Origin of the sequence: Pseudomonas sp. B14-6 (assembly GCF_013260315.1) — a bacterium.
Taxonomy (GTDB): Bacteria; Pseudomonadota; Gammaproteobacteria; order Pseudomonadales; family Pseudomonadaceae; genus Aquipseudomonas; species Aquipseudomonas mandelii.
Genome location: NZ_CP053929.1, coordinates 1,799,933 through 1,819,184 on the forward strand (window position 1 = coordinate 1,799,933; position 19,252 = coordinate 1,819,184).

Genomic DNA, 19,252 nt, shown 5'->3' on the forward strand with positions numbered 1-19,252 from the left:
ACCGGTCGGGCCAGCGATCTGGATAGAAGGGAACGTCATGAGCGACAAAGACAATTTGCGTAAGTACTCCTCTCAAGTGGTCGACGGCGTGGAGCGCGCGCCCGGCCGTTCCATGCTGCGGGCCGTGGGCTTCACGGATGAAGACTTCAAGAAACCGCAGATCGGCATCGCCTCGACGTGGGCGATGGTCACGCCGTGCAACATGCACATCGACAAGCTGGCCATCGAGGCCGAAAAAGGCGCGAATGCCGCGGGCGCCAAGGGCGTCATTTTCAACACCATCACCATTTCCGACGGCATCGCCAACGGCACCGAAGGTATGAAGTATTCGCTGGTGTCGCGGGAAGTGATCGCCGATTCCATCGAGGTGGTGGCCGGTTGCGAAGGCTTCGACGGGTTGGTGACCGTGGGCGGTTGCGACAAGAACATGCCGGGGTGCCTGATCGGGATGGCGCGGCTGAATCGCCCGTCGATCTTCGTCTATGGTGGCACCATCCGCCCGGGCGCTGGCCACACCGACATCATTTCCGTGTTCGAGGCCGTGGGTCAGCACGCCCGGGGTGACATCAACGAGATTCAGGTCAAGCAGATCGAGGAAGTGGCGATCCCCGGCCCCGGCTCCTGCGGCGGCATGTACACGGCCAACACCATGGCCTCGGCCATTGAGGCTTTGGGCATGAGCCTGCCCGGTTCCAGCTCCCAGGACGCCGTCGGCAGCGATAAAGCCTCGGACAGTTTCCGCGCCGGCCAGCAGGTCATGGAGCTGCTCAAGCTGGACCTCAAACCGCGCGATATCATGACCCGCAAGGCATTCGAGAACGCCATCCGCGTGGTGATCGCCCTCGCCGGCTCGACCAATGCCGTGCTGCACCTTTTAGCCATGGCGCATGCTGTGGATGTCGAACTGACGCTGGATGATTTTGTCGAGCTGGGCAAGATCTCCCCGGTCGTGGCCGACCTGCGTCCCAGCGGCAAATACATGATGAGTGAACTGGTGGCCATCGGCGGCATCCAGCCGCTGATGAAACGCATGCTCGCGGCCGGCATGCTGCACGGCGATGTGTTGACGGTGACCGGCAAGACCCTGGCCGAGAACCTGGAAAACGTGCCCGACTACCCCGAAGGCCAGGACGTGATTCTGCCGTTCGATCAGCCGGTCAAAAAGGACTCTCATCTGGTGGTGCTGCGCGGCAACCTCTCGCCGACGGGCGCTGTGGCCAAGATCACTGGCAAGGAAGGTTTGCGCTTTGAAGGCACGGCGCGCGTGTATCACGGTGAAGAAGGCGCGTTGACCGGGATTCTCAATGGCGAAGTCCGGGCCGGCGACGTCATCGTCATTCGCTACGAAGGCCCCAAGGGCGGGCCGGGCATGCGCGAAATGCTCTCGCCGACGTCGGCAGTCATGGGCAAAGGGCTGGGCAAGGATGTCGCGCTGATCACCGACGGCCGCTTCTCCGGTGGTTCCCATGGTTTTGTGGTGGGGCATATCACGCCGGAAGCCTTTGACGGCGGGCCGATTGCGCTGATTGAAGATGGCGACAGGATCACCATCGATGCTGAGACCCGGCAGATTACGGTGGATGTTTCAGACGCGGAATTGGCCGAGCGCAAGACCCGTTGGGTGCGGCCGGAATCCAAATACAAACGCGGGGTGTTGGCCAAGTATGCGAAGACTGTGTCCAGTGCTTCGGAGGGTGCTGTGACGGATAAATATCTTTAAGGGATAGGTTCTGCGCTGTCTGATCTGGCGCATTCGCGAGCAGGCTCGCTCTTGCATGGGATCTTCATTGAACACAGGATCTGTGTTCGAAGCAGACCCCATGCAAGAGCGGGCCTGTTCGCGAAGAGGCCTTCAATATCACCAAGAATCAATGGATCAGCGCACAAGCCTCAAAGCCGAAACCGATCCACCGACTGCGACAGCTTGCCCGCCAAGGTCGACAGCTCATCAGTCGTCGAAGCCGTCTGGCCAATAATCTTGCTGTTGCCCTCCGACATCCCGGCAATCATGTCCACCTGTTGGGCAATTTCGTTACTGGCCAGGCTCTGCTCGCCGATCGTGCGAGTGATGTCATTCACCAGCTCAGTGGTATTGAGCGTCGCTTCGAGGATTTCGCGGATCGCGCGCTCGACGTCGGCCGTCACCGCCATGCCTTTGTCGACCTGCGCAACGCCCGCCTCCATGCTGGTCACCGCCTCGCGGGTGCTTTGCTGGATGCGCGCGACCATGCTGGCAATTTCCTGCGTGGAGGCACTGGTGCGTCCTGCGAGACTGCGGACTTCGTCGGCCACCACGGCAAATCCACGGCCCTGTTCACCGGCACGAGCAGCTTCGATGGCGGCGTTGAGGGCCAGCAGGTTGGTTTGATCGGCGATGCCCTTGATCACCTGAATGATGCTGAAAATCCCCTCGGACTCCTTGTCCAGCGTGCGGATCACCTGGGCTGACTGCTGCGCCGAACGCGCAATGCCATCCATGTCATTGACCACCTGATGAATCACCCGACCACCGTCCTTGGCCAATGCCTCGGCCTGGTTGGCCATGTTCAGCGCGCGTTCGGCGTGACGGGTGACTTCCTCGATGCTGGCGGTCATTTCACTGGCGGCAGCGGCCATGGTGCTGGCGGCGACGCTTTGCTGCTGGCTGCTGTCGGCGACCTGATGGCAGCCACTGCTTAACTGCACGCTCATGCCGCTGACGCCATGCGCATTGCTGCGAACCACCTCGATCATGCCGCGCAAGTCACGCTGCATGGTCGCCAGGCTGCGGATCAAGGCGCTCGCTTCGTCATTGTGGGTCGGTTCGACAATCGGCTCGCTGAGGTTGCCATGGGCGATGCTTTGGGCAATGCGGCTGGCGGTCTGCAACGGCCCCATGATGCTCGAAATCACCCAGCGTCCCTGGATCAGCAGTAACAACAGGCTGGCGATCAGCACGATACCCAGCGTGAAGTTGGCGCTGCTGATGGCCTGCTCGGTGTTTTTACTGGTCTGTTGGGTGCTGGTTTCGATCACCTCGCTGAGGGCTGCCATCTGGTCTTCCAGTTGGCTGAACGCGGTATTAAACGTGCCGAGTTCCTTTTGCGCGGAATCCGGATTTTCCAGCGCCAGACCGACAATGCGCTCGGCGGCGCTGATGTAGGTGTCGAGGCTCGGCTTGACCTTGTTCAAGCCCGCCTTGATGGTGTCGTTGACCGGCAACTGGAGGTTTTCACCCAGCACTTCACGAAAATGCGCCGCATGCTCCTCGATGGAACTGTGCACCTCGGCTTTGCTGCTGGTGCTTTTGCCCAGACCAACCACCATCGCGGACAGCACATCGGCGCGCAGTGCGTCGTGCATCATGTCGGCTTCGAGGTGATTGCGCAGCGCGGTCAAGCTGACCTCGTTATCCTTCACCGCTTCGGCCATCCGGGTGTTTCCCACGTAACTGACCAGGCTCACGATCAGCGCGGTGAGCAAGCTCGTACCAATCAGCAGCAACAAACGTAATTTTATAGACATGGGGTAGCCCTCTCGGTACGTCGCTTTTATGAACACGTTATCGGCGGCGCCCGCCACTCTTTGATGCCTGACGCCGGACTTTCAGTGTTTTGCGACATGCGGTAGTCATCGCCGGTTTCTCCAGCGCAAATTTCCCCTCTTCACGCCTGAACCTAGTGCCTGAACGCAAGTCTTAGCCGAGCCGTGAATTCCCATTGCCGCTGTCATCTCATCAGAGCTGCCGTCCCATGCGCCAACCTCGCCTTGCCTTGCGTTTTGTCTCGCTCTGTTTCATGCCTTTGCTTGCTCTGTTTGCCAGTCCTGCTTATGCCAGTGGTGAACGGCAACTGGTGGAAGCCATCAACGACTACCGTGCCCACCCGCAACGTTGCGACAGGCGCCCGGCCCAACGTTTGGCCCCGCTGTCATTGAAGTCGAACCTGGCGTTGCCGATTGGCTATGGCGGCGGTTTGCGCGATCGATTGAAGGCTTCAGGCTATGCAGCGGTGACGGTGCGCACCCTGCGTGTGGTAGGCGCGCAGGACGCCGACGAAGCGTTTGACCTGTTTCAGGACGAATACTGCGGGGCGCTGCGGGATAACCAGTACGCCGACATTGGCGTCAGTCGAGCCCGAAGCGAGTGGCAGATCGTGCTGGCGCAACCCGTTCTCGATAGCCGTGTGGGTGATTCCCGTGCGGCGAGCAAGGGGCTGTTGGCGCAGGTCAATGCCGCCCGGGCCAAATCACGGATGTGCGGTCGTCAGCGCTACCCCGCCGCACGACCGCTGAGCTGGAACCCCGCCCTCGGCGCGGCAGCGCAAGGGCACAGCAAGGCCATGGCCTATGGCAATTACTTTGCACACCGTGACCCCGACGGTGATGGCCCGGCGGTTCGAGCAAGGGCCGCCGGTTACCGAGGCCGGCAGATCGGCGAAAACATCGCTGCCGGGCAGAGCTCACCGGGCAAGGCAATGGCAGGCTGGCTGGCCAGCCCCGGGCATTGCGCCAACTTGATGAACCCGATGTTTACCCAGGTGGGCGCGGCGTATGCAGCGGACGCACGCAGTGATGAAGGGGTTTACTGGACGATGATGTTTGGTGCGCCGTGATCCTGATTCTGCGCTGTCGCTTTCTGAGCGGTGAAGTCATGGCCAAACCTTGCGCCGGGCGGCTAAAGTGGCGCGACGAAAATCATGGAACCGATGAACATGGACGAGCTTCACCAAGGCAGTTGCCTATGCGGCGCCGTTGAATATCACGTATCCACCGAACTGAAAGCCGTCACCCACTGCCATTGCAAAAAATGCCAAAAGAGTCATGGAGCGGCATTCGCGACGTATGCGAGCGCTCCCAGGTCGACGGTTTCAGTGGTTGCCGGTGCAAAGGTGCTCAAGGGCTACGAATCGTCCAAAGGCGTCACACGCCAATTCTGCTCCCACTGCGGGTCTTCGCTGTTCTGGTCTGATTCGAAGGGGGCGTTTTCGGACTGGGTTTCGATAGCGATCGGTACGCTGGATACGCCTTTCCTGGCCTTAAAGCAGAAACACACCTGTATTGAGTCCAAAGCGTGCTGGTACGAAGCCGATTCGCTACAGGGCTAGCGCTTACGCGCCAGGCGTTGCTGCCAATTGCCGCCATTGGCGCGCTGGCATTGTTCTTCAGAATCAAACTGCACATGGGCCGCGACCGATCTGACGTGTACATCCGCTTCGCTTAACGCTGTAGCCGTCAGTTCGACCATGCGTTCGCCCTGCCCGCTCGCCAGCGCCTGATCCTTGTTGGCCTGGGTGTCGAAAACCCAGACCACCCTCAGGCTGGAAGGAAACTCCTCGTAATCGACTTCGTGGGTCAGCCATTCAAAGCCGACGATGTGCGCTTTGGCCGTTTCACACGCCTCAGTCAGGGTGGCAATCAGGCGACGCTCGATGTGTGCCTGATCGCGTTTGCTTAAACCCATGGGGAATCCTTTGATGGTCGAAATATTAAACCGCTGTCAATCGTTCACTTCTTGGGGCAATCGATGCTCCCTGTCAATCAAACCGATTTCGCCGGACTCCAGGTTCCTGAGTCAGCCCACAAAAGGCCCCGCCAGCCACTGTCTGATGGAAGCGACAAGATCGGCAAAACCCGAAACCCGGTACATTTTCCCCTTGTTGAATAGTCTTCAACAGCTCCAGCCGCAACCCTTCCAGATCCTCTGATCGAGCGCCCATGCGCTTGGCGGTAGCGACCAGGACATCCGGAGGCATCCCGTCGTCCAACAGGGCCCAGATCGTTAGCGCTGATGGTTTTGTTCATGCTATCGAACCCCGACTCACTCGAACGGGATAACCGAAGTGTTCATCATCTAGCCCCGCTCGCCGTTGAGCATGGCCTGATGAAACGTCGGCAATTCTTTCAAAGCATACAACGACGCCTGCTGAAGCACGGACTCCCGACTGCCAGAAAATCGCTGCTTGCGGCTGAATACCGCCATTTCCTGCCCTGCCATGAAGGCCCATGCAAAGCAAACCGTGCCGGCTGGAATACCATCAACATCCTCCGGCCCCAGCAGCCCTGTCGTGGACACCGCCACGTTGGCCGGGCTGTCACGCAGCGCGCCGATGGCCATTTCCCGAGCCACTTCGCAGCTGGTGAGATTAAAGGTCTCGATAGTGATTGCACTGACTGCGAGCAAGCGTTGCTTGGCCTCGGGTGAGTAAACCACGTAGCCGCTTTCAATCAGCTCACCGCTGCCGGGCACCTGGGCCAGCAGCGTGATGATACTGCCCGCCGTGCAGGATTCTGCGGTGGTCAGCCGCAACGACTGTTGACGCAGATAATCGACGACTGTTTCAACGATCGACATCGCACTTAACCCGTTTTCCGTGTTTAACACCGAATCAAACTTCAGCCTCAGCTGTGCACCGGCGAAGCTCATCAACCGCCCCTCTTCCTTAGTGCTCGGTGATAATCCTCGCCCGCGATGGCGCGCAGGTACGCTTGATCGGCCTCAACCCTGAGGTCGCGCCATTCCTGCCAGCTCACGATTCCCAGGCGATCCATCTCGTCAGACTGACGAATCAGTTCCTCGTGATACGCATCGGGGCACTCCATGCGCAGCTTCAAGTCCTCAAGGACAAGATGCCAGGTGTTGAGCGCACGCAGCTTTTGCTCTTGCGCCGGAGTCAGCAGATTGGCAAACGAGTGCATGGCAGCGCCCCCCGAGAGTTCTTTCAGAATGGATCAATCCATCGTGAAAGCGGTTCAGGTGCACCGACCAAAGGCAGTTTTTCAAGGCTGCGCCCCAATGGTGAGACGCAGTCCATTGCCATGGCTTATTTCCCGTTAAGAAACTCGACCGTTTGCGCCGTACTCCACAACGCATTGGCGATGTAGCGATAGTTGATCAGCGCTGCCAGGTAGCCATCGCCCTCGGGAGTCGTCGGGCCGGCGGTGGCGTCCCGAACCACGGCCACTTCGAAGCCAAGCTCCAGCAGTTCACGCAAGTGCGACTCGACACAGAGGTTAGCCGCCATGCCCGCCAGAATGATTTGCGACACGCCGTGCTTGCGCAGCTGCAACGCCAGGTCATTGGTTTCCGGGCCGTACACCTTGTGTGGTGACGCGATGATGGTTTTGCCGTCGAGAATGTAGGGCTTGTACTCGGGCATGAAGTCGGCACCGGAGTTCTCGAAACCGTCGAGGGTCAGCGGCCCCTTGCGATCAAACATGCAGATACTGTGCATGACCTTCTCAAGCGGTCCGCCGAAATGCCAGTCGTGGTCACATGGATAGTAATAGTGCGGCGAAACGGCGACCGTGATGCCCGCGCCCTTGGCGGCCGCAAACAGCTGGCCGATGTGCTTGACGGTATCGTGCTCGACGATGCTTTTTCCAAACACGCCCCAGCTCACGCCTTCGGGGCTGAGGAAGTCGATTTGCGGATCGATCACCACCAGTGCGGCCCGCGAGAGGTCAAGCTTCATGCCGGGATCGGGCAGCGCAGGCTCTGCCGGGTCTGCATACTGGGGGGCGATGCGGTTCGAATCGTTGCTCATGACAGTGGACTCCGGTCGATAACAGGAAAATCGCTCTGCGCCATGGCGCCCGGGTGGGGCGTTGTCTACCATCGGCGAGAACTTCATCCTATTGCCCTGCCCTGCGCGGCTTTTGCCAGGACGTGCAGAGTCTTTACCCGGTCGTCTCTATCATGGATATCCTGTCCGAATTCTTCGAACGCACCAACCTTCAGGGCAGGCTGTTCTTCTCTGGCAGGGTCGATGGCACGCTGGTGCTCGACAAGCCTCCTGGCATGGCGTTCATCCATGTCATCAGTGAAGGCGGGATCGACATGGTGCAACCCGGCCTGCCGAAGATCTCCATCACCGAACCCAGCGTGTTGTTTTGCCCGAGCAGCTGCCGCTACCAGTTGCGCGCCAGTTCGGCACACGGCGCCGAGCTAATCTGCGCCTCGTTCCAGTTCGGGCGCAACGCCCTGCAACCCTTCCCTCTGGGCCTCAAGGAAACGCTGGTTTTCCCGTTCAGGGAACTGCAGAACATCACGCCCGTGATCGGCTCACTGCTTGCCGAATTCAAGGATCAGGCCCCCGGCAGAACCAAAGCGCTCAACCTGTTGCTTGAGTACATTTTCGTGGTGTTGGTGCGCCGTTCGGTCGTCGAGCAAAAGATTTCCAGCGGCCTGCTTTATGCGCTTCAGGATGGGCGTCTTGGGGCGGTTTTCCAACGTGTTCACCAGGAGCCGGAGGCGCTGTGGACTGTCGAGAAACTTGCTGGCCTGGCGAACATGTCCCGGTCGAAATTCTCTGCGTACTTCACGCAGATCATGGGTGCATCACCAATGGGCTACGTGACGGCCTGGCGGATGAAAGTGGCCCAGGACCTGCTACGCGACGGGGTTCAGATCAAGGTGGTTGCCGCATCGGTCGGGTACAGCTCGCAAGCTTCTTTCTCCCGTACTTTTCTCAACGTGATTGGCTGTCCACCGGCTGAATGGTTGAAACGTGATGCCGCTGGGGAGGCGCCGCGGGTGACCGCGCGCGTGCAGCGGGTTCGGTCGGATGACGCGGCAAATGAAACTGCGTGAGCTCGCGCTTTTGTGTCTTCTAGCGCCCTGAGTTTTATACTTCTGTCCCGGCGGCCAATACACCGGGGTGCGGTATCACCACCTCCCATGGAAGACGTCCGCGCACGACTAATCAATCGAATGGAATCCATCACAATGAGTTTCACTGCTATACAAAAAGTCTCCACTAAAGCCTGGTTCGCGCTTGTGGCCCTGGTGACAGTTCTAAGCGGCATTGCAACGATTTACGCCACGTTTCACGAAACCAACCCCAACAATCCCCGCTTCATAGGTCGCTGGACGACCGATTACACCTACCCGATCACCAACGGCACGTTCGAATTCAAGGGAATGACAGAGTACTTCCGCAACGGGCGGTACAACGTCAATGGCGTTGTCTTTGTGGACGGAACCGTTGAAGCCAAACCTTACCGGCTTGAGTACAGCGTAAACGGAGCCGGCAGCTGGACGGCCGATTCCAGCCTGCTTTCGTTCACATTGGCTGACATGAAATCAATTCCCAAGTCTTACGTAATCAACGGCACAGCCATTTCCCCCTTGCTGGTTGCCAAGTTTGCCGGGCCCTCCTTGCCAAACTTTAGCGACGGCTTAGCGTCCGGCGCTTCCAACGAACTCAAAATCCTGATGATCAAGGACAATGAGATAACGCTTGAGGGTAAAGACCCGGCAGGGAATGCCTTCACCCTACAGACGTACAGACAGCACTAGGTTTCAGCAGAAAAAGCGTTTGTGCCTGTGCTGCTGTCTTCGCGGGCAAACCACGCTTCCACAGAGATAGGGGTCGATCACGTCTTGTGTGAACGACGCAGGTCAACCGTAGGAGCGTGGCTTGCCCGCGAAGAGGCCGGAACAAACAGCACATATTCCGAAGACGTCCCTGTTACCGCCCCAGCCTTTGCGACCAACGGCGTAATCCACCTCAAGCCCGCCACAATCCCTCTGGCCCGACAGTCTCCGGCGCTCAATCAAACTGAACGCGACGACATGGCTGGCCGCTACAAATACCTGCTTACAATTTAGCCAGTCATAAAACCCGATTGTGTACTAACGAGTGTTACGTTGGCCGCCTTATCGGTCCATGAGATGCCAACGTAGTCATGCGCATCAAACTTCCCAGTTTTCCTGCCTTCTGTGCTTACCTTCTACTGTCCTGCCTGTTTGCGACCGCGTGGATCATCAATCCTGCCAATACGCACTCTTCCTTTGCCCTGATCAGCCCCGTGATGGCAGTGGCCGGCAAAGTGGCCAAGCCCATCTATACCAGCCGTTTCGCCTCCTCCGGGTTGGTGGATTTCGTGCATTCCTCGGCGGTCACCGCACTGCCCGACGGCAGTCTGATGACGGTCTGGTTTGCTGGCTCCCGCGAAGGCGCAGCCGATGTACAGGTGCGCTCCGCCCGGTTCGACTCGAAAACCGGCGAATGGGGTGCTGAACAGGTATTGGCCACTCGGGACTCGACCCAACAGGGCACTCGAAAATACATCCGCAAGCTGGGCAACCCGGTGGTGGCGCTCGCGCCGGATAATCGGGTGTGGTTGTTCTACGTGTCCGTGTCCATGGGTGGCTGGGCCGGTAGCGCGGTCAACGTGATGGTTTCCGATGACTTCGGTGAACATTGGTCCGCTCCGCGCCAACTGATCACCTCGCCCTTTCTGAACATCAGCACCCTGGTCCGGTCAGCACCGGTGTTTCATGCCGACGGTTCCATCGGCCTGCCGGTCTACCATGAGTTCCTGGGCAAGTTTGCCGAGTACCTCTACCTGAGCGCAGACGGCGATGTAATCGACAAATTCCGCATCAGCCACGGCATGAATTCGTTGCAACCCGCGGTGGTGCCGCTGGATGGCCAGCGCGGCATCGCCTTGCTGCGTTATGCCGGCAACACCCACCACCGTGTCCTGGCGACCCGCACTGAAGACGCCGGGCAAACCTGGAGCGAACCTTATCCGCTCGACCCCTCGAATCCGAATTCCTCGTTGGCTGCCGTCGCAACACCCGAACATGGGTTGCTGGTAGCGCTCAACGACCTGCAGGAGGGGCGCTTCAAGCTGAGCCTGTATGGGACCGATGCCAAAATGGACGATTGGCGCTCATTACGCGACCTGGACAAATCCCCGGATCCACTGGGCGCGCCATTTTCTCCCGAAGCCTACAAGGAGATCATCGGCAGAGAATTCCGCGGTTCCAGCGGCGCACGCCGCCATTCACTGGAAGCGGAGTTTTTGGATAACCTCGACAACCGTGTCTGTAAAAACCAGGGGTGTGAATTCGAATACGAATACCCGTATTTCATCCGCAGCCCTGACGGTATGTATCACTTGGTTTATTCCTGGAACAACACCTTCATCAAGCACGTCACCTTTAACGATGCATGGCTTAGCGAGCGCCTCAAATGATCAGCCTGTGGCAAGCCCATCTCAGCTTCGCGATGATCATCTTCCTGCTGCTGCCGTCGTTCGGCTTGTCCAGGAACTGGCGGATCGCACTGCTGGCCGCCTTGCTGGCCGTCAGCTTCTTCTCGCCGGACGGCTTGTCGTTGGCCGCGTATTTGCGCAGCTACATTGATGACCTTGCGATCACCACCCTGGTGTTCATGGCGTGGGGCTGCTTGCGTCGACTGGACATGCTGCCACCGGCACGGGGAAGGACCGGCGTATTGATCCTCTTCGCCGCGATGGCCCTGGTGTTGTACCCGGCCACTCTGGGCATGAGTGATGTGGACCCCTATCGGTTAGGCTACAGCCCGCGCCCCATGTTGATTTTCTTCGCAGTGCTGACGCTGGGCCTGTTTTACCTGCGCAATGGCCTGGCCGTCTTGATGCTGGCCAGCGCAACCCTGGCCTTCATCGCCGGGATCAAACCTTCGCAAAACTATTGGGATTACCTGGTTGATCCGCTGCTGGGTCTGTATTGCTGCGGGGCACTGCTGACGCTTGCCCTGCGCTGGACCTATCGCCGCTCAAGCAAGCGGCGCGGTGCAGTGAGCGACGAACTCAAATCCGTTTGAGATTTAACTTTTTAACAGGGGAACAAGGATGGGTTGGCTGCACTCGAGACGTTTACATTATTGGCTAGGCGCTACAGCGATTGCGTTTGTGCTGTTTGCACTGCTGAGGATGGCGTTCTTCTTCGGCTTTTCCGGGTTCGAACCCAAAGCCCTGATCGACACAAAGGGCGTCTGGGAAACCCTGAGCATCGGCTTCAGTTTCGATTTGCGCCTGGCCATCCTGACCATGTTGCCGTTGGCGCTGCTGGCCTGGATGCCTCGCTGGAACCTGCTCCGCAGCCACCTGCTGCGCCGTATCGCACGCGTCTACCTGGTCGCCGCCCTGAGCGTTTTGCTGCTGATCTACATCATCGACTTTGGCCATTACGCCTACCTGGGTGTGAGGATCAACGCCACCGTGCTGCGCTTCATCGAGGATGCGCAGATCTCCCGCGACATGGTTTGGCAGACTTACCCGGTGATCTGGATTTCACTGGGCTGGCTGGTAACGATCGCGCTGGTGACACTGGCCCTGGTGCGTCTGGAACGCGTCACGCTGGACCGCCCTCGCAAAGCCATTCGCAAGCTCTCCGCGACGTGGGGCGGTGCGTTGATGGTCGTCCTGGTGCTGCTGGGCATTTTGGGTCGTGTCGAAAACATGAACCTTGAAAACCCCGTTCCGTTGCGCTGGAGCGATGCGTTCTTCTCGGGTAATAACCAGATCGCCGCACTCGGCCTGAACCCGGTGCTGTTTCTCTACGATACGGGCAAAGTCGGCCAATCGCGTTATGACGAGGCGCAAGTGCGCGAACATTACGCGGTCATGGCCAACTACCTGGGCGTCGACAAACCCGACCCGCAGACCCTTGATTTTGTGCGGCACCAGGCCCCCAACCGTACAAAATCCCGGGCTCACGTCCCCCGAACGTGATGTTCATCATGCTTGAATCGCTGGGCACCAGTGCCGTCGGGGCCTACGGCAACCCGATCAATCCGACGCCCAATCTCGATCGGCTGGCCACTCAGAGCTGGTTCTTCGAGCACTTCTACGTACCCGTAACGGGGACCGCGAAAACCGTCTGGGCCAGCATCAGCGGGGTGCCTGATGTCACGCGGCAGGAAACCGCGACGCGTAATCCGCTGATCACCCAGCAAAACACGCTGATCAATGCGTTTACCGGTTACGAGAAGATCTACACCATCGGCGGCAACTCCGGCTGGGCCAACATGAATGCCCTGATCCGGCAGAGCATCGACGGCGTGCGTCTGTTCGAAGAGCGGGACTGGAAATCGCCGGTGGTGGACGTCTGGGGTATTTCCGATCTGGACCTGTTCAAGGAAACCGACCAGATCCTGCAAGCACTGCCCAAGGACAAACCGTTCTTTGCCTATGTGCAGACGGCCGGCAACCACCGTCCGTTCACGATCCCAAAAAGCAATGACGGCTTCGAGGTCAAGCACCCTACCCTGGCCGAAGTGCAGGCCGCCGGATCGCGCAGTGTCGAGCAGTACAACGCCGTGCGCCTGCTGGACTTCAACCTCGGCCGCTTGATGGAAATCGCCAAGGCCGGTGGCTGGTACGAAAACACCATCTTCGTGATGTTTGGCGACCACAACACCCGTATCGCGCAGATCCCGTTCCTGGCACCGGCCTACGAGCAACTGGGCCTGGAGAGCAACGCGGTGCCGATGATCATCCACGCACCAGGCTTGATCGGGACGCGCCAGGTCAAGGAAGCGGTCGGCCTGGTGGACCTGCTGCCCACCGTGGCGGGGATGGCCGGCCTTGAGTTTCGCAACAGCGGCATGGGCCGTGATATCCAGCAGCCCGCGCGCGAGGGTGAACGCGTGGTGCCTCTGGTATTGCGTGAGGGCACGTTCCCGCTGATTGCCGGCGTGACTCAACACTACATGGTGCAGATGGAGCACGACGGCAGTTCGCCGACCCTTCACGACCTGGCTTCGATGACGCCACGGGACAACGTTGCCGAGAAAAACCCTGAAGAGTTCAAACGCCTGTCGGCGCTGACCCGCGCCATGCATGAAACCTCACGGTTGATGCTGTACCAGAACGTTCGAAAGTAACCGTTCAAGCCCCGCAAACCCGCGTCTATGCTCCAGATAGACGCGGGCCCTCCCCGCGACACCCGTAAAAGACTCTGTCTATTACTCCCCAATACTCCACCTATTAGCTGACTTCCCAAGTGGGGTCTAACCTGTATCCAGCGCTGGCGGAACAAGCTGGCCGGTTTAGTGCTGATAAGGAGACAGGAATGAGTCCGAAGCTTGACTAGGCCACCCGTGGGCCACCGCGCAGGCAACTCGATTGCCGCAGTTCAGAATTCCCGTGTGGTCCAGACAATCAGTTGATCCAACTGTGGGTCCTGCAGCCTATGTCATTGAATTCGCTCGTTGCTATCTAACGCCCACCCCGGGCCGATAGCCGGATGAAACACGACCAAAGGTAGCTCACACATGGCAAATGAATCGAAATGCCCGTTCAATCACGCCGCTGGCGGTGGCACGACGAACCGCGATTGGTGGCCGAACCAACTGAATCTGAAGATCCTGCACCAGCACTCGTCCCTGTCCGACCCCATGGACGAGGGCTTCAACTACGCCGAAGAATTCAAGACCCTGGACTTTGAGGCGGTCAAGCGCGACTTGACGGCGCTGATGACCGATTCGCAAGACTGGTGGCCGGCGGACTTCGGTCACTATGGACCGCTGTTCGTTCGCATGGCCTGGCACGCCGCAGGCACGTACCGCACGGGCGACGGTCGGGGCGGCGCCGGCTCGGGTCAACAGCGTTTTGCACCGCTCAACAGCTGGCCGGACAACGTCAGCCTCGACAAGGCGCGCCGGCTGCTCTGGCCGATCAAGCAAAAGTACGGTCGAAAAATTTCCTGGGCCGACCTGATCGTCCTTACCGGCAACGTCGCGCTGGAGTCCATGGGCTTCAAGACCTTTGGTTTTTCCGGTGGCCGTGCGGACGTCTGGGAACCCGATGAAGACGTCTACTGGGGCTCGGAAAACAAATGGCTGGGCGGCGACACCCGCTACGGCAAAGACGACAATGCTCCCGTGGAAGCACCCGGTGACGGTCCACTCGTGGCCGAACCCGGCAAAAACGAGGAGAGCCGTACCGAACACGGCCGCAACCTCGAAAACCCGCTGGCCGCCGTGCAAATGGGCCTGATCTACGTCAACCCCGAAGGGCCGGAAGGCGAGCCAGACCCGGTCAGATCCGCCATAGACATCCGCGAAACCTTCGGCCGCATGGCAATGAATGACGAAGAAACCGTGGCGCTGATTGCCGGCGGCCACGCCTTTGGCAAAACCCACGGCGCCGGCCCCGCCGACAACGTAGGTGCCGAACCTGAGGCGGCGGGCCTCGAAGCACAAGGCCTTGGCTGGAAGAACAGCTTCGGCACCGGCAAAGGCCCGGACACCATCACCAGCGGCCTGGAAGTGACCTGGACCACCACACCCACCCAGTGGAGCAACAACTACCTGGAAAACCTGTTCGGCTTCGACTGGGAACTGAGCAAAAGCCCGGCCGGTGCGCACCAGTGGGTTGCGAAAAACGGCGCGGGCGCCGGCACCATCCCGGATGCTTTCGACCCGTCCAAACGGCGTAATCCCACCATGCTGACCTCAGACCTGGCCCTGCGATTCGACCCGATCTACGAACCGATCTCTCGGCGCTTCCTGGCCAATCCGGATCAGTTGGCCGACGCCTTCGCCCGTGCCTGGTTCAAACTGATCCACCGTGACATGGGCCCCCTCTCCCGCTACCTCGGCCCGGAAATGCCCGGCGAAGAACTGCTGTGGCAGGACCCGATCCCAGAGGTCGACCATGCTTTGGTCAACGACAGCGACGTCGCAGCGCTCAAGAGCAAAGTGCTTGCCTCGGGCCTGAGCGTCTCGCAATTGGTATCAACAGCTTGGGCAGCGGCTTCCACCTTCCGTGGCTCCGATAAACGTGGCGGCGCCAACGGCGGTCGTCTGCGTCTGGCGCCGCAGAAATCCTGGCAAGCCAACCAGCCTGAGCAACTGGCGAACGTGCTGGCGAAACTGGAGAGCATCCAGAGCGAGTTCAACAACAGCGGCAAGAAAATCTCGCTGGCGGATTTGATCGTTCTGGCGGGTAATGCAGGTGTCGAACAGGCCGCAAAAAATGCCGGCCACAGCGTCACCGTGCCGTTCACACCCGGGCGGATGGACGCCTCGCAAGAGCAGACGGATGTCGAGTCTTTCGGCTTCCTCGAACCCATCGCCGATGGCTTTCGCAACTACCTCAAATCCCGTTACAGCGTGTCGGCCGAGCATCTGTTGATCGACAAGGCGCAACAGCTGACGCTCACCGCGCCAGAAATGACCGCGCTCGTGGGTGGTCTTCGCGTGTTGAACACCAACGTCGGGCAAACAAAACACGGCGTGTTCACCCAGCAGCCAGAGGCATTGACCAATGACTTCTTCAAGAACCTGCTGGACATGGGCGTGGAATGGAAACCGACCTCAGAGGCCAACGAGGAGTTTGAAGCACGCGATCGCAAAACCGGTGAGTTGAAGTGGACCGGCACGCGGGTTGATCTGGTCTTCGGCTCTCATGCGCAATTGAGGGCGCTGGCTGAGGTGTACGCGAGCAGTGATGCGAAAGAGAAGTTTGTGAAGGACTTCGTAGCGGCGTGGACCAAGGTGATGAACCTGGATCGCTTTGATGTGAAGTGATGCCGTTGTTGAACCTGTGAGCCTGAAAGGGGCCACCTCGATCCAGTGATACGGAGAGGGGTGGCCCTTTTGTCATTTGCGGGTGCCTGTCACCCCGCACCGGTCGCAATCATCACAGGATTCAGTAACCCACCCCACGAACACCACCCGATGCCCGAATGGATTCGCCGGTGACCCAATGCGAGTCGTCGGATGCCAGGAAAACGGCCAGCGGCGCAATGTCTTCGGGCTCACCGAAACGGCCAAGCGGCGTACCGGCGATCAGCTGTTCACCAAACGCTCCGGCGAAGTTGCCCTCCGTCGCCGGCGTATTGGTGTGACCGGGCAAGATCGAGTTGACCCTGATCCCTCGCGGCCCGAGCTCTCTGGCCAAGGCAAACGTCAATGTATCAACCGCGCCCTTGGTGGCCGAATAAACGCTGGAGGCCAAGTAGGGATCGGTGCTGAGAATCGAGCTGATGTTGATGATGCTGCCCGAGGGGCCAAGCAGCTTGACGGCTTCTCGGACCGCCAGGAGATACCCGAGCACATTCAGATTGAATTGCTGGTGGAACGCGTCCTCGGTGAGGTCTTCGATCATTTGAAATACCGCGACGCCCGCATTGTTCACCAGAATATCCAGCGCCCCGAAGTCCGCCTTGACCGTGTCGAACAAGCGGACCACATCGGCTGATTGGCTGATATCCGCCTGAATGGCGACGGCTTTACCGCCCTGCCCCTGAATCTGCGCGACCACCGCATCGGCGTCGGCTTTGCTCGACGCGTAGTTCACAACGACCGTTGCTCCTGCCGCGCCCAATGCTTTGGCAATACCTGCGCCGATGCCTTTCGATGCGCCCGTGACAACAGCAATTTTTCCTTCAAGTTTCATGAGGCTGACCTTTACCTGAGTTGATTGATCCATCGCAGGTCTGCCTGCCATCAGGTTTTGAAGGCCTGAATGCAACCTGCCGCTTGCCCCCAGTATCCGGGCAGGCGAAGGACAAACGGTTGCCAGTTGTTATCGAATGCTTGCCTATTCTTCTCGCATGGCTTGCCCTGCTCGCGGCGATGGCTCATGTTCAGCGCATGAATCCTGCGATCGAAGAACTGCGCCGCCTCGTGATGCGCGCGGAAAACAAGTGGACGGACACCGGGCTGCCGCGTGTGACGATGGTCCAGGCGGAGGCGTGTGCGAGCCAGGTGTATCAGCCGATGCTGCACCTGGTGCTCCAGGGTGCAAAAACCTTGTCTATCGGCGATCAGGTTTATCAGTATCTGCCGATGACCTACTTCCTCGTGCCGGTGGACGTGCCCGCCACCGGTGAGATACACCCCGGCGGACCAGGCTTGCCCTATCTTGCGATCAGCCTGACCCTGGACCCGAGCGTCATCGCGACGCTGCTGACAACCGACATCAAGACGACCGCGCCGCCACCCGCAAGCCGCTTTGCGGCGGTGCCGGCACAGGCTGAAATGATCGACGCCTGGTTGCGCATGATGCGGCTGATGGACCGCCCAAACGAAGCCGCGGTACTGGCGCCGATGCTTGAGCGGGAGATTCTGTTTCGAGCCTTGCAAGGACCGCTAGGGCCGATGTTGCGTGAAATCGCTCGCCCGGATGGTCGTCTGGCGCAGATACGCCGCGCCACCCAATGGATCCGTGAGCACTACACCGAACCCTTTCGCGTTGAGCCACTGGCGACCATGACCGACATGAGCGTTGCGGCGTTTTATCGGCATTTCAAATCCATCACAGGCATGACGCCCATTCAATATCAAAAGCGCCTGCGCCTGCTCAGGGCTCGCTGGTTATTGCTGTTCGACCCTCGCGATGCCGCTTCAATTGCCTTCACCGTGGGGTATGAAAGCGCATCACAATTCAGCCGTGAATATGCACGCCTGTTCGGCATGCCACCGGCGCGTGATGCTGCAAGGTTCAGGGCGCCCGTTGTCCCGGGTGATACTGAGATGACAACACTTGATCTGCGGCCTGAGCTTAGTCCTGCCTGACAATATCGACCGAGGGGTTGGTCGAACCCTATCTTCAATCGAACCCCTCCACGCCTGAAAGGTCTGCTCCTGTAGTACTTCTCTGGAATGAGCTCTCATGTCTGCGCACCAAAGCCTTGTTGTACTCGCTCGGGGAGGCTATGCCGCTCGCGGCGTTCTTTACCTGATCATTGGCATCTTCGCGCTGCTGGCGGCTCAAGATTCGACAAAACCCAAAGACAGTCACAGGAGCCTGGAGGCCGTGTTAAGCCAGCCTTTCGGTTACGTTTTAGTCGGATTGGTGGTGGCAGGCCTGCTCGCCTTCGCCTGTTGGCGAGTGCTGCAAGCCCTGCGCGACGTCGATCATCACGGTCACGAAATGAAGGGGTTGGTCATTCGGGCAGGACTGTTGGCAGGAGGTTTGGTCAACGGCGCGCTGGCGTTTTTTGCGTTGGGCTTGCTCATCAGCGGCATCAGCAGCTCGGGCGATTCCGGCGGTGGGCAGACCAAGGATCTACTGGCGCATCTGTTGTCCTGGGAACACTCGAATGTCGTGGTCTACCTCGTCGCGATCATCCCTCTGGGTGTAGGCATTGCTCACATCATCAAGGGCTGGAAGTCGTCGTTCGAGAAATATTTCGAAGCGGACGAAGACGTCATGCGCTACGTCCGTCCGGTCTCTCGATTCGGTCTTATCGCCCGTGGCGTCGTGTTCATCGAGATCGCCCTGTTGCTGATCATCAGCGGCTCCCGCTATAAAGCCATGGACCCGCCCGGCATGAAGGAGGCCCTCGATGCGCTGCAGAACCTGCCGGCCGGCGGCGTCATCTTGATGGTGATGGCCCTGGGATTGATCGCCTTTTCGGTGTACAGCTTGTCCGAAGCCGCCTGGCGCAAGATCAACATGGATGTGCCTGGCGTACCGGGCGCCTAGCGGCATGAATGGCCGACCGGTTTTTACAACCCACACACAGCTGACTTCAACGAAGGAC

At 59.3% G+C, this 19,252-nt stretch carries 16 protein-coding genes and 1 pseudogene; 11 read left to right on the forward strand and 6 right to left on the reverse strand.

Features of this window, described 5'->3' with window-relative positions; genetic code table 11:
• The first annotated feature begins 37 nt into the window (after positions 1 to 37).
• Positions 38 to 1,720 (forward strand): dihydroxy-acid dehydratase, encoded by a 1,683-nt coding sequence (gene ilvD / locus HP062_RS08125; RefSeq protein ID WP_010455353.1) that lies wholly within the window; start codon positions 38 to 40, stop codon positions 1,718 to 1,720.
• Positions 1,721 to 1,890: 170 nt separating this feature from the next.
• Here ilvD and HP062_RS08130 read toward each other — a convergent pair whose 3' ends face one another.
• Positions 1,891 to 3,504 carry a methyl-accepting chemotaxis protein gene (locus tag HP062_RS08130; protein ID WP_077749481.1) on the reverse strand — a complete coding sequence of 538 codons (1,614 nt, stop codon included), beginning with the start codon at positions 3,502 to 3,504 and terminating at the stop codon, positions 1,891 to 1,893.
• Between the two features lie 227 nt (positions 3,505 to 3,731).
• Between HP062_RS08130 and HP062_RS08135 the strand changes: the two genes are divergently transcribed.
• Both HP062_RS08135 and HP062_RS08140 read left to right on the forward strand, forming a co-directional pair.
• A complete protein-coding gene (locus HP062_RS08135; RefSeq protein WP_172791221.1) occupies positions 3,732 to 4,592 on the forward strand; it encodes a CAP domain-containing protein in 861 nt (286 codons plus the stop codon).
• 99 nt (positions 4,593 to 4,691) lie between these two features.
• Complete coding sequence (locus HP062_RS08140) at positions 4,692 to 5,084, forward strand: GFA family protein (RefSeq protein ID WP_172791222.1); 393 nt, start codon at positions 4,692 to 4,694, stop codon at positions 5,082 to 5,084.
• On the opposite strand, the gene HP062_RS08145 is transcribed toward HP062_RS08140, so the two are convergent.
• The 4 genes from HP062_RS08145 to HP062_RS08160 all read right to left on the reverse strand — a co-directional run bounded on the left by HP062_RS08145 (position 5,081) and on the right by HP062_RS08160 (position 7,523).
• Positions 5,081 to 5,440, reverse strand: coding sequence for a hypothetical protein (locus HP062_RS08145; RefSeq protein WP_145308337.1), 360 nt, complete (start codon positions 5,438 to 5,440; stop codon positions 5,081 to 5,083). The two genes, HP062_RS08140 and HP062_RS08145, sit on opposite strands and share 4 nt — an antisense overlap.
• Before the next feature lie 390 nt (positions 5,441 to 5,830).
• Positions 5,831 to 6,331 (reverse strand): CinA family protein, encoded by a 501-nt coding sequence (locus tag HP062_RS08150; RefSeq protein ID WP_077749509.1) that lies wholly within the window; start codon positions 6,329 to 6,331, stop codon positions 5,831 to 5,833.
• Positions 6,332 to 6,402: 71 nt separating this feature from the next.
• The gene (locus HP062_RS08155; protein WP_010455365.1) at positions 6,403 to 6,675 is read right to left on the reverse strand and encodes a hypothetical protein; all 273 of its coding nucleotides are present in this window, start codon (positions 6,673 to 6,675) and stop codon (positions 6,403 to 6,405) included.
• 125 nt (positions 6,676 to 6,800) lie between these two features.
• Complete coding sequence (locus HP062_RS08160; RefSeq protein WP_010455367.1) at positions 6,801 to 7,523, reverse strand: cysteine hydrolase family protein; 723 nt, start codon at positions 7,521 to 7,523, stop codon at positions 6,801 to 6,803.
• Positions 7,524 to 7,675: 152 nt separating this feature from the next.
• On the opposite strand from HP062_RS08160, the gene HP062_RS08165 reads away from it, so the two are divergent.
• The 6 genes and pseudogenes from HP062_RS08165 (at position 7,676) to katG (ending at position 16,289) form a co-directional block, all read left to right on the forward strand.
• Entirely contained in the window at positions 7,676 to 8,569 is an 894-nt protein-coding gene (locus HP062_RS08165; RefSeq protein ID WP_172791223.1) for an AraC family transcriptional regulator, read from the forward strand.
• A gap of 135 nt (positions 8,570 to 8,704) precedes the next feature.
• Positions 8,705 to 9,277: a hypothetical protein gene (locus HP062_RS08170; protein ID WP_172791224.1), complete on the forward strand. Its 573-nt coding sequence runs from the start codon at positions 8,705 to 8,707 to the stop codon at positions 9,275 to 9,277.
• Positions 9,278 to 9,666: 389 nt separating this feature from the next.
• Entirely contained in the window at positions 9,667 to 10,965 is a 1,299-nt protein-coding gene (locus HP062_RS08175; RefSeq protein WP_154501160.1) for an exo-alpha-sialidase, read from the forward strand.
• Positions 10,962 to 11,576 carry a hypothetical protein gene (locus HP062_RS08180; protein ID WP_172791225.1) on the forward strand — a complete coding sequence of 205 codons (615 nt, stop codon included), beginning with the start codon at positions 10,962 to 10,964 and terminating at the stop codon, positions 11,574 to 11,576. Before HP062_RS08175 ends, HP062_RS08180 begins: the two co-directional genes overlap by 4 nt.
• Before the next feature lie 28 nt (positions 11,577 to 11,604).
• Positions 11,605 to 13,640 (forward strand): annotated as a pseudogene (locus tag HP062_RS08185) (LTA synthase family protein).
• Positions 13,641 to 14,030: 390 nt separating this feature from the next.
• A complete protein-coding gene (katG, locus tag HP062_RS08190) occupies positions 14,031 to 16,289 on the forward strand; it encodes a catalase/peroxidase HPI (protein WP_172791226.1) in 2,259 nt (752 codons plus the stop codon).
• Positions 16,290 to 16,410: 121 nt separating this feature from the next.
• Here katG and HP062_RS08195 read toward each other — a convergent pair whose 3' ends face one another.
• Positions 16,411 to 17,160, reverse strand: a complete 750-nt coding sequence (locus tag HP062_RS08195; RefSeq protein ID WP_077749510.1) for a glucose 1-dehydrogenase — start codon at positions 17,158 to 17,160, stop codon at positions 16,411 to 16,413.
• Positions 17,161 to 17,357: 197 nt separating this feature from the next.
• Here HP062_RS08195 and HP062_RS08200 point away from each other — a divergent pair, with 197 nt between their 5' ends.
• Together HP062_RS08200 and HP062_RS08205 are read left to right on the forward strand one after the other, a co-directional pair.
• Positions 17,358 to 18,281, forward strand: a complete 924-nt coding sequence (locus tag HP062_RS08200) for an AraC family transcriptional regulator (RefSeq protein WP_172792554.1) — start codon at positions 17,358 to 17,360, stop codon at positions 18,279 to 18,281.
• Between the two features lie 97 nt (positions 18,282 to 18,378).
• Positions 18,379 to 19,194: a DUF1206 domain-containing protein gene (locus HP062_RS08205; RefSeq protein ID WP_077749492.1), complete on the forward strand. Its 816-nt coding sequence runs from the start codon at positions 18,379 to 18,381 to the stop codon at positions 19,192 to 19,194.
• Positions 19,195 to 19,252: the final 58 nt, after the last annotated feature.